The 4,737-nt window shown below is 70.7% G+C and carries 2 protein-coding genes and 1 pseudogene; 1 reads left to right on the plus strand and 2 read right to left on the minus strand.

What is annotated here, in order from left to right; translation table 11 throughout:
* Positions 1 to 2,712: glycoside hydrolase family 38 C-terminal domain-containing protein (locus QZ433_RS00950; RefSeq protein WP_295779583.1), on the plus strand; the 2,712-nt coding region annotated here is incomplete at its 5' end.
* Between the two features lie 170 nt (positions 2,713 to 2,882).
* Here QZ433_RS00950 and QZ433_RS00955 read toward each other — a convergent pair.
* On the minus strand, positions 2,883 to 3,377 hold the full coding sequence (locus QZ433_RS00955) for a hypothetical protein (protein ID WP_295779584.1): 495 nt from the start codon (positions 3,375 to 3,377) through the stop codon (positions 2,883 to 2,885).
* Positions 3,378 to 3,381: 4 nt separating this feature from the next.
* Positions 3,382 to 4,737, minus strand: a pseudogene (locus QZ433_RS00960) (tyramine oxidase); the annotation flags it as partial.

Here is a 4,737-nt window from a genome sequence, read left to right on the forward strand (position 1 = left end):
CAGAGCGGCTTCCAGTGCGAAGCGCTCGTGTGGAACCGCCAGGGCGCGCCCATCAAGGGCGTCTCGCCGTTCAACAACGCCAGCCCCGCCGCGGTCGACGCCGACGGCCGGGTCGACGTGCTCGTCGAGGCGGCATCCAATCCCGACGTGGGCAGTCTCTTCACGTTCGAGCCCACGCCGGTCGGTGACCCCGCGACCGCCGGGGATGCTCCTCTCTATACGCTGCGCGAGATGTCGATCGGCCTTCGCGACCTCGCGGTGTGGGACCTGCTGCAGGACTTCCGTCTGCTCCACGGCCTGATCGCCGAGCTCGACGCGACCTCCGCGCGCCGCGCCACCCTGCTGGAGGGGATGGATGCCGCGATCGACGCCGTCGATCCGCACGACGTGGCCGGCACGGCCCAGGCCGGGCGCGACGTCCTCGCTCCGCTGCTGGCCGCGCCCGCGGCATCCAGTGCCCACGTGCTGCACGCCGTGGGACACGCGCACATCGACTCGGCGTGGCTGTGGCCCGTCCGCGAGACCGCGCGCAAGGTCTCGCGCACCTTCAGCAACGTGCTGTCGCTCATGGACGAAGACCCCGCCTTCGTCTTCGCGTCGTCGTCGGCGCAGCAGTTCGCCTGGATGAAGGAGCACTACCCGGCGCTGTGGGAACGGCTCAAGGAGCGGGTCGCCGAGGGGCGCTTCGTGCCCGTGGGCGGCATGTGGGTCGAGTCCGACACCAACATGGTCGGCGGCGAGGCGATGGCCCGCCAGTTCGTGGAGGGCAAGAGCTTCTTCCTCGAGGAGTTCGGCATCGACACCGAAGAGGTGTGGCTCCCCGACTCGTTCGGCTACAGCGGAGCCCTGCCGCAGATCATGAAGGCCGCCGGTGCGCGCTGGTTCCTCACGCAGAAGATCTCGTGGAACGAGACCAACCGCATCCCGCACCACACCTTCCGCTGGGAGGGCATCGACGGGTCGCGCATCTTCACGCACTTCCCGCCGGTCGACAAGTACAACTCCGAGGTGACGGCGGCCGACCTCGCGCACGCCGAGCGCAACTTCGCCGACAAGGGCCGCGCGCGCACCTCGCTGCTGCCGTACGGCTTCGGCGACGGCGGCGGCGGCCCCACGCGCGAGATGACCGCGACCATCGCGCGCGCCCACTCGCTCGAGGGCGCGCCGATCGTGAAGCACTCGACCCCGCGGGAGTTCTTCGAGACCGCCGAGGCCGAATACGCCGACCCGGCCGTGTGGGCGGGGGAGCTGTACCTCGAGTTCCACCGCGGCACCTACACGAGCCAGCTGCGCACCAAGCAGGGCAACCGTCGCAGCGAGCACCTGCTGCGCGAGGCCGAGCTGTGGGCGGCGACCGCGACCGTGCGCACGGGGGCGGAGTATCCGGCCGAGGCCTTCCGCCGCCTGTGGCGCCTGGTGCTGCTGCAGCAGTTCCACGACATCCTCCCCGGCACCTCGATCGCATGGGTGCACCGGGATGCCGAGCGCAACTACGCAGCCATCGCGGCCGAGCTCGAGCAGATCATCGCCGACAGCCTCCGCGCGCTCGCCGGCGAGGGCGACCGCACGCTGCTCGCCAACGCCGCGCCCCACGCCCGCTCCGGGGCGCCCGCCCTGGGCATCGCGCCGGCGCCGGGGGCGCGCGACATCGCGCCGCGCGCCGAGGGCGAGGGCTACGTGCTCGACAACGGCATCGTGCACGCGGTCATCGACGGTCGCGGGCTCCTCATCTCGCTCGTCGACGTGGTGTCGGGCCGCGAGGTCGTGCCCGCGGGGCAGGCGGCGGGGCTGTTCGAGGTGTTCCGCGACACCCCGACCCAGTGGGACGCGTGGGACATCGACGAGACCTACCGCCGTCACGCCACACCCCTCGACAGCGCCGACGCCGTCCGCGTCGACGGCGACGCCGTCGTGGTGGAACGCTCGGTCGGCGACTCCACGATCGTCACGCGCTTCGCGCTCGCCGCGGGGTCGCGCACGGTGCGCCTGTCGCTCGACGTCGACTGGCACGAGCAGCAGAAGCTGCTCAAGCTCGGCGTCCCGGTCGACGTGCACACCGACCGTGCGGCATCCGAGATCCAGTTCGGTCACATCGTTCGCCCCACCCACACGAACACCTCGTGGGACGCGGCGCGTTTCGAGACCGCCGCGCACCGGTGGGTGCGCGTCGCCGAGCCCGACTTCGGCGTCGCCGTGACCAACGACTCGACCTACGGACACGACATCACGCGCCACGAGCGCGAGGGCGGGGGCACGTTCTCGCTCGTGCGCCTGTCGATCATCCGCTCGGCGATGTTCCCCGACCCCGGTCAGGACCAGGGCGCGCACCACCTCGAGGTGGGCATCGTCGTGGGCGCCGACGTGCTCGACGCCGTCGCCGAGGGCTACCGCACGAACCTGCCGGCGCGCACGGTGACGGACGCCGCCGAGGAAAGCATCGCCCCGCTGGTGGCGATCGACGCCCCCGGCATCGTCGTCGAGGCCGTCAAGCTCGCACAGGACGGGTCGGGCGACGTGGTCGTGCGCCTCTACGAGGCGCTGGGGGAGCGTACGCAGGCGCGGCTCGAGGCCGGTTTCGACGTCGCCCGCGTGAGCGAGACCGACCTGCTGGAGCGCGACGTGGATGCCGCGGCGGTCACCGCCGTGCAGGGTGGCGTCGTGGATCTCGAGCTGCGGCCGTTCCAGCTCGTGACGCTGCGCCTCACGCGCTGATCCGGACGAAAGCGGTGCGGCCGGGGACCGACGGGATCCCGGCCGCACCGCACAGCACGGCAGGGTCAGGCGATCGAGCATGCTTAACAGCCCGTGAGTGACCGTGTCGAGCCGAGGGTCCGTCGCGCGAACCGGTTTCCCGAGCCGCCGAGCCACAGTGCGCCGACCGCTCACACCGCTGCGACGGTCATGAGTGCCACGGACACCGCCATGGCGCCGATCTGGGTACGGTCGAGCCGCGCCGGCATCCGTCGTATCGCGGCGATGGACAACCCCGCGTACCCGGCCGCGATCGCGAGCAGGAACGGGGCCAGGGCGACGCCGTGAGCATGGCCGGTGGAGGCGCCGTGTCCGCCCATCCCGAGTTGGAGAGCGGCCATCGCCACCATCCCGAGCGTCGTGTGCAGTGTCATCATCACGGGAACGCGCGCGGCTCGACGCTGTCGGGGACGCCGCCAGACCGCGAGGCCCACGGCCGCCGTGAGCAGCAGCGCCGTCCATCCCACCGGCGCCACGACCTCGAACGCGGCGGCGTCCAGCATCGCCAGCAGCATGAGCACGGAGGCCACGACCTCGGGCGGCCGCACCCGCGCACGATCGGCTGCCAGACAGCAGGCGCCGACCGCGGCGGGGGCGACCGCCCAGGCGTGGAGGATCTCGCTCATCGGTTCAACCGTGGTGCGCGTCGCCGTGCCCGTCATGGCCGTGCGCGCCGTGCTCGTGACCGTGCGCGCCGGATGCCGGGGCGTCCGCGTGCTGCCCGTGCCCGTGCCCGTGCCCCGCCGCGGGGGTGCAGTGCGTGATAGCCGGCGCGGGGACGTTCAGCACGGGGTTGCGTTCGAAGAAGTTGTAGGGCTTGAGCGTGAACTTCGCGTAGTCCATCGGCATGACCGGCCAGTCCTCGTTGCGCGGGAAGTGCGTGAGGCCGAACGTGTGCCAGAGCACGAGGTCTTCACCGACGAGGGGCTCGTCGCCGGCGATGAACGCAGGGATGCCGGCTCCGCCCGGGTGCTGGTTGACGAAGTCGCCCGCGGCGTAGCGCTCGTCGGGGTCGTACTTCGTGACGAACAGGTTCTTGGTGGCGAACGCGGCGCGTGCCGCGATGGACGAGTCATCATCGGCCAGCAGGACCGGCGTCTCGGTGGGGAAGAGCATGTACGAGGTCGCCTGGCCGCGCGCGGTGGTCTTCTCCGCCGACGCGATCTGCCAGACGCGGTTGACCGCCCCGTCGGCGACGCGGCCCGAGACGCTCTCGCTCGTGATCGGAGTCACCTTCTTGGTGAAGGCGTTGCCCGCGGGGTTGGTCGGCGAGATCGGCACGCGCACGGCGTCGATCTCGTTGACGACGTTGGCCACCCCGTCGACGGTCATGTCGAGTCGGGCCGAGAAGAGGTGCTGGTGATACGGCGCCCCGAGCCCCGGAGCCACCTCGGACGCGAACGGGTAGCCCTCACCGGGGTAGGCGGAGGTGAACAGGATGCCGGTGAGCTTGGCCTCGCACTCAATGGTGCCGTCGAGGTACAAATACCAGTAGAAGCCGTAGTCGTAGTTGCCCACCGTCGTGAAGAACGAGATGACCAGACGCCGTGAGCGACGCACCTCGCTCGACCCGGTGAAGATGTCGGTGTGCTTCCACAGGGTGCCGAAGTCCTCCTCGTGCATGCACACCGCGTTGCGGATGGTGCGCGGCATCCCGTTCTCATCTGACAGCACCGCGTCGACGTAGGTGATGTCGCCGACGCAGTCGCAGCCGAGTTCGAGTTCGTTCGTGTACCGGCCGAAGAGGTACTCGCCGGTGTCGAAGTAGTTCTGCCAGAACCGGTTCGGGGCGGGATCGGCGTAGGGCACGACCATCTCGCTGATCGAGCCGCGGTACATCACCGGTCGCCCGGCGAACGAGAGCTGACGCAGGATCAGACCCTCGCGGGTGTCGAAGCCGATGCGCAGGTCCCACTCGCCCCACGTGACGTGCTCGTCGTCGACGGTGAAGCTCGAGCCCTCGGGCTGGGTGATGACGATCGGCTT

This window comes from uncultured Microbacterium sp. (genome assembly GCF_913776565.1).
In the GTDB taxonomy this organism is placed as follows: Bacteria; Actinomycetota; Actinomycetes; order Actinomycetales; family Microbacteriaceae; genus Microbacterium.